The sequence below is a fragment of the Acinetobacter lactucae genome (assembly GCF_013344765.1).
Lineage (GTDB): Bacteria > Pseudomonadota > Gammaproteobacteria > Pseudomonadales > Moraxellaceae > Acinetobacter > Acinetobacter lactucae_A.
Window position 1 is genome coordinate 21044 of the sequence record NZ_JABVBF010000023.1, and the last position, 6464, is coordinate 27507.

Genomic DNA, 6464 nt, shown 5'->3' on the forward strand with positions numbered 1-6464 from the left:
CCACCCTTTTTTATGGTGAATAACATAATGGCAACAACTTCCGTGATCGAACAGATGCGTCAGCTTATTCAACTGATTGCAAAGCATAACCATGCCTACTATGTCATGGATCAGCCGACAATCTCGGACAGTGAATATGATCATTTATTCCACCAGTTAAAAGCTTTAGAAGAGCAATATCCTGACCTTATTCAGCCAGATTCGCCAACAACAAAAGTAGGTGGACAAGCACTCTCTAAATTTCAAAGTGTGACTCATGTCGTTCCGATGCTTTCTTTGGGGAATGTTTTTAATCAGGAAGACTTGTTCGCATTTGCTCGCCGTGTTGAAGAGCGTTTGCCTAATCAAAAAGTACAATATGAAGTCGAATTAAAACTTGATGGCCTTGCGATTTCACTCTGGTATGAAAATGGTGTCTTAGTACGTGGCGTTACACGTGGTGATGGTGAAACTGGAGAAGACATTACCCAGAACGTTAAAACGATTCGTAATTTGCCTAAAGTGTTGCATTCAGATCACTTTGAAATTCCACGTTTGTTAGAAGTACGCGGCGAAGTACTTATGCCAAAGTCTGGCTTTGAAAAACTCAATGCCGACCAAGAAGCCAAAGGCGATAAAACATTTGCGAACCCGCGTAATGCAGCAGCTGGTAGTTTAAGACAGCTCGATCCAAATATTGCTGCGGCTCGACCTTTAGCATTTTATGCTTACGGCATCGCTCAGTGTGAACCTAATCATGGTTTAACCACCATGCATGACAGTCTGCAATGGCTTACAAAACTTGGATTTGAAATTGCTGAACGTCAATATCTATGTAATTCAATTCAAGAAGTACAGCAGCGCTATGAGCAAATTCAGCAAGAACGTTCAGATTTACAAGTTGAAATTGATGGGATGGTCGTAAAGGTTGATGACTTAAAGCAACAACAACAACTTGGATTTTTAAGTCGTGAGCCACGTTGGGCAACAGCCTATAAATTCCCTGCACAAGCTGCATTAACTACGGTTGATCAAATTGATTGGCAAGTAGGGCGTACAGGTACTTTGACCCCTGTAGCACGTTTAAACCCTGTATTTGTGGGTGGTGTGACGGTTTCTAATGTAACCTTACATAACATTGGTGAAATCCATCGTCTTGATGTACGTGTTGGCGATACGGTTAGTGTTTATCGTACCGGCGATGTTATTCCTAAAGTAGAAAAAGTTTGGCCGGAATTTCGCTCACCTGATGCTGAAGTTGTACATTTACCAGAAAGCTGTCCTGTTTGTGCTTCACCAGTTGTGATGCCTGAAGGAGAAGCTTTAGCACGTTGTTCTGGTGGTCTTTATTGTGCTGCACAGCGTATTGAAGCCATTCGCCATTTTGTGTCACGTAAGGCTCTGGATATTGAAGGTTTAGGTGATCGTTGGGTAGAGTCTTTATTACACCTCAATTTGCTCAAAGATGTTGCTGATATTTACCATTTGCATGAACACCGAGAAACTTTACTCGTTATTGAAAAAATGGGTGAGAAATCGGTACAAAATCTGATTGATGCGATTGAAGCCAGTAAAAAGACAACTCTTGCGCGTTTTATTTATGCTTTAGGAATTCGTGGGGTAGGTGAAACAACAGCTCGGATGTTAGCCAATACTTTCCAAACTTTGGAAGCGCTTAAAGCTGCTGATGTTGAAGCTTTAAAGAAAACCCCAGATGTCGGTGATATTACCGCAGAATGGATTGCTGACTTTTTCTTAGCGCCGCACAACATTGAAGTGCTTGATCGTTTAATTGCAGCAGGAATTCATTGGGATGCACCGACTGCTCCAACACGCCAGCCATTAAATGGCGAAAGCTGGGTGTTAACGGGCACATTAGAGCAAATGACCCGTGATCAGGCGACTCAAATGCTGCAAGCATTAGGAGCACGTGTAAGTGGTAGCGTATCGAGTAAAACCAAATGCGTTGTTGCGGGTGAGAAAGCGGGTTCTAAATTAGAAAAAGCAGCAAAACTTGGTATTGCAGTTATGAATGAGATGGATTTCTTATCACTTATGGCAAGCTATGGGCAGACTTTAAGCGAATAGATTTACCGAAATAAGAACCATTGATTTTAGTTACAAATTTATAAATTGATGGTTTGAACTATATTTTAACGCTTGTCTGAGCTTATAAATCAGACAAGCGTTTCTTTTTGCAGAGAAAATTTAAATAACTTAAACTGTAAATGCGTATGTTTCTCATTTTAATTTGATAAAAATCATAAACTTAACGAATTTTTGTTTTGCAATCACTTTTAAGATTGCCCATAATAGTCTTCATACGATAGGAGATTTATTATGCGTGGCAATCCAGAAGTCATAGACTATTTAAATATGCTCATTGGCGGAGAATTGGCTGCCCGTGATCAATATCTAATCCATTCTCGTATGTATGAAGATTGGGGCCTAAATAAAATTTATGAACGTATTGATCATGAGATGCAAGAAGAAGCTTCTCATGCTGATGCGATCATTCGCCGTGTATTGTTTTTAGGTGCTAAACCAAACATGCACCGTGAAGATATCAATGTTGGTACAGACGTTGTATCTTGTTTAAAAGCTGATTTAGCGCTTGAATATCACGTTCGTGAAAAGTTAGCGACAGGTATCAAACTCTGCGAAGAGAAGGGCGATTACATTAGCCGTGATATGTTACGTCAACAATTATCAGATACTGAAGAAGACCATACATACTGGTTAGAAAAGCAATTACGTTTAATTGAGTTGATTGGCTTACAAAATTATATTCAATCTCAAATTTAATAAAAGGACCCAGCTAAGGCTGGGTTTTTTATTGGCTGATGTCAATAAAATTAGCTCATCGCTTAAATGTTAATTTTGTCAAATTGAACATATTCAAAGCCTTACTATATAAGGCTTTGGCAGTTACAAAAAAGTCAGAAAATTTGTATCACACCCCCTGTTTTTTTTATGAAATTGGATATAATTTCGCCAACAAAACCCTTGCCTAGAAATTTAATGAGGCAAGGGTTTTTCTATGGAAAATCGGTTGGTATGGATCGCCAATGATTTTATGGTGAGTTCGCGAAATATGTTATTTACCAAACCTGCTCTTTTAGATACAGCTACTCTCCTAAGCACACAGCGTCTTGCAACACGACTAAGTTTTTTTAGCTTAGGTTTTGCGACTGCAGCTTGGGCACCACTCATTCCTTTTGCACAGCAACGCTTAAACCTAAATCATGCCGATTTTGGTTTGCTTTTGCTTTGTATGGGAATCGGGTCAATGATTGCTATGCCTGCGACCGGTGCTTTAGTCAAGCGCTGGGGATGTCGTGCGTTAATTGCTTTGGCATTGATGTTGTTAATGGTTTTATTGCCTAGCCTTACGATGTGGAGCAGCATTGTGACTATGGCTGTAGCATTGTTTATCTTTGGATCGGCAGCAGGATGTCTTGGAGTAGCTATCAATTTACAAGCAGTGGTTGTTGAAAAACATAGCTTGCGAGCTCTCATGTCTAGCTTCCATGGAATGTGTAGTCTTGGTGGCTTAACGGGCGCTATGCTTGTGACAGCACTATTGGCATTAGGGCTTTCACCCTTAATGAGTACTTTATCAGTCGTTATGATTTTGCTTGTTATTGGTGGTGTTGCTATTCCTTCTTGTTTAACTTCTTTTGAACAGGATGAAAAGCCACATGAAGATACAACTCAGGCGCCGAAAAAGCTTTATCGTCCCGATGGCATTATTCTGCTTATTGGCATGATGTGTTTTATTGCTTTTTTATCAGAAGGTGCGGCTATGGATTGGGGTGGTATTTATTTAACAAGTAAATATCAACTTAATCCTGCCTTTGCTGGACTAGCTTATACTTTCTTTGCGCTCAGCATGACGACTGGTCGTTTTGCAGGTCATGTCTTGCTTAAGCAATGGGGTGAGAAAAATATTGTGACTTATAGTGCAATTGGGGCAGGTATTGGTATGGCTATTATTGTGACAGCACCAGTATGGCAGGTGGTTGTATTAGGCTATACAATTTTAGGATTAGGGTGTTCTAATATTGTACCAGTAATGTTTTCTCGTGTTGGTCGACAAAACAATATGCCTAAAGCAGCAGCACTTTCCTTAGTATCAACAATTGCCTATACAGGTTCATTAAGCGGCCCAGCTTTAATCGGTCTAATTGGTGAATGGGCGGGTTTAAGTACGGTTCTAACAGGCGTAGGTGTATTGCTATTTGTCATCGCTTTACTTAACCGCTTTACATTAATAAAGACAAATTAATTTATAAATAATAGACATCCTATATTGAACATCGAGAAATTTAATTTCTCGATGTTCTTTTATTTGGATTTATAAAACCTGATAGATCGATTGATAATTATCTTGTAATAATCGCTGAGGCTTCATTAGTAGAGTTGGTGTCTTTTCTAAATCATCCAAGAAATTATTTCGCCAATTGCTAAGATCAGATGACGTTAATCCTTCTATCAATTGTTCATAACGATTAATACGCTCAGTTTTAGACATTTCTAAAGCCATTTTTAAAGCATCCATCATTGCCGCTCTATCTTGAGGATCAACAATCAAGGCTTGAGACATCTGCTCAGCAGCACCAGCGTATTTAGATAAAATGAGCACACCCGGATTATCTGGATCTTGAGCGGCAATATACTCTTTAGCAACTAGGTTCATGCCATCGCGTAGTGAACTGATCCAGCAAATATCAGAATGACGATAAATGTGCATAAGATTATGGTGTTGAACTGTGTCATAGCAGCAATCTACAGGTCGCCAGTCTTCATGTGCAAATTCTTCGTTAATTAACTCGAGCTTGGTTTTAAAACGTTGGTATAAGCGTTGATAAGTTGGAATATCGGTACGAGAAGGAATCGCCACTTGAAGATGTCGAACTAGACCATGATATTCAGGGTTGGTTTCCAAAAAGGTTGCAAATGCATTAAATCTTTCGAGTAAACCTTTTGAGTAATCAATACGATCCACCCCAATAATTGTTTTTTGACGTGGAATTTCCTCAAAATTAAATACAGAAGAGGTCGCCAAATCTTGTTGGGCTTGCTTTTGTATAATTTCGGGCTGAACACCAATTGGGTATGACTTAATTAATATTTGACGTTTTTTATAGCTAATACTATTACTTTGAATTTTTTGAGCTTCGAGTAAATTTAAACAAGTCTGCATACATGCATTTTGATCAATCTGGGTTTGTAAACCAATAACATCGTATTGACTCAAGTCTTGAATTAATTCTCGGCCAACTGGAATTTTGCGCCAGATATTGAGGCTAGCAAATGGAATATGTAAAAAGAAACCAATTTTATTTTGCATGCCTAATTCACGACAGTAACGCGCAACACTAAAAAAGTGATAATCGTGTACCCAAATAAGATCTTCAGGCTGAGCAAGTTGTTTTAACTTTTCCGCAAATAAACGGTTGACCTTTTGATAGGTACTATATTCTTCAGCATCATATTCAATCAGGTCATCTCGATCATGCATTGCTGGCCAGAGAACCTTATTTGCAAAGCCGCAATAATATTGGGCGTATTGCTGATGGGTAAGTGGACAAGTAATGTAGTCAATTCCTTGAGAATAAGCTTGCTCAAATTCTGGCGCTTCGCTATCGGTAATTTGCTGACCATTCCAACCTAACCAAATGCCATTGCTATCATTCAAAGCATCTTGTACAGCCACAGCAAGACCACCCGCTGATGCTTTACCTGAAGGCATACTTATTCTGTTCGATAATACGATTAATTTAGACATAATTTTTCTCCATTCTGATTTTGGCTATTTTTGACATATAAGCTTTTTATTCTGTTTTGAAATAAAGAAAGAAAGTTCGCGACATTATCAATATCTTTTAATCGATATTTAGCTTGTGTTTCACCAGAGCCAACCTTAATTGTGAGGCCAGACTGCTGATTAATAAAAACAAAACCCGATTCATCTGTTAAATCATCGCCTATAAAAATTGGTAATACAGAAGGTAAATTAAGATGATTTAATATAGTTTCAATTGCTTTGCCTTTATCAGCTTGGTTAGGAATTAACTCAATAACAAATTTACCCTTATTTAATTTTAATTGGGGGTAATCAGAATTAATATCTTGCATAATATTAATAGCAAGATTTTCTAAATCAGGTTTTTTACGATAATGTAAAGCAATAGAATATCCTTTATCCTCAATTAATAATTCAGGATATCTTTCACAAGACTTTATAATGTCTTGTTTTAATTTTTTAAAATTAATCTGGCTTAAATCTGGTCGAATATACTTATCAGAATCAAAATAAATATCTAAACCATGCAATCCTGCAATAGGTGCTTTAACGGGATGTAAGAGCTTACCAGCTGTATCTACATCACGACCTGTTACAGCAATAACAGGAATATTTAATTGAATAATTTTTTTTATAATTTCTAATGTAGTGTTTGGAATAAAGCTGTGCTCAGGAT

General features: G+C 38.0%; 5 protein-coding genes. 3 read left to right on the forward strand and 2 right to left on the reverse strand.

Features of this window, described 5'->3' with window-relative positions; genetic code table 11:
- The first annotated feature begins 27 nt into the window (after positions 1-27).
- From ligA to HUN22_RS04410, 3 genes are all read left to right on the forward strand, one after another.
- The gene (ligA, locus tag HUN22_RS04400; RefSeq protein ID WP_174726665.1) at positions 28-2067 is read left to right on the forward strand and encodes an NAD-dependent DNA ligase LigA; all 2040 of its coding nucleotides are present in this window, start codon (positions 28-30) and stop codon (positions 2065-2067) included.
- Between the two features lie 252 nt (positions 2068-2319).
- Positions 2320-2784, forward strand: a complete 465-nt coding sequence (gene ftn, locus HUN22_RS04405; RefSeq protein WP_001214863.1) for a heteropolymeric bacterioferritin subunit Ftn — start codon at positions 2320-2322, stop codon at positions 2782-2784.
- Between the two features lie 289 nt (positions 2785-3073).
- Positions 3074-4267, forward strand: a complete 1194-nt coding sequence (locus HUN22_RS04410; protein ID WP_174726668.1) for an MFS transporter — start codon at positions 3074-3076, stop codon at positions 4265-4267.
- 69 nt (positions 4268-4336) lie between these two features.
- Here HUN22_RS04410 and HUN22_RS04415 read toward each other — a convergent pair whose 3' ends face one another.
- Both HUN22_RS04415 and otsB read right to left on the reverse strand, forming a co-directional pair.
- Positions 4337-5770: an alpha,alpha-trehalose-phosphate synthase (UDP-forming) gene (locus HUN22_RS04415; RefSeq protein ID WP_174726666.1), complete on the reverse strand. Its 1434-nt coding sequence runs from the start codon at positions 5768-5770 to the stop codon at positions 4337-4339.
- Positions 5758-6464 (reverse strand): trehalose-phosphatase (otsB, locus tag HUN22_RS04420; RefSeq protein WP_174726667.1); only part of this gene is annotated, 707 nt, incomplete at its 5' end. The genes otsB and HUN22_RS04415, both read right to left, overlap by 13 nt.

Bases quoted from the DNA above. Each gene is read 5' to 3' on its own strand.
- ligA (WP_174726665.1), top strand. From the start codon at position 28: ATGGCAACAACTTCCGTGATCGAACAGATGCGTCAGCTTATTCAACTG.
- HUN22_RS04410 (WP_174726668.1), top strand. From the start codon at position 3,074: ATGTTATTTACCAAACCTGCTCTTTTAGATACAGCTACTCTCCTAAGC.
- ftn (WP_001214863.1), top strand. From the start codon at position 2,320: ATGCGTGGCAATCCAGAAGTCATAGACTATTTAAATATGCTCATTGGC.
- HUN22_RS04415 (WP_174726666.1), bottom strand. From the start codon at position 5,770: ATGTCTAAATTAATCGTATTATCGAACAGAATAAGTATGCCTTCAGGT.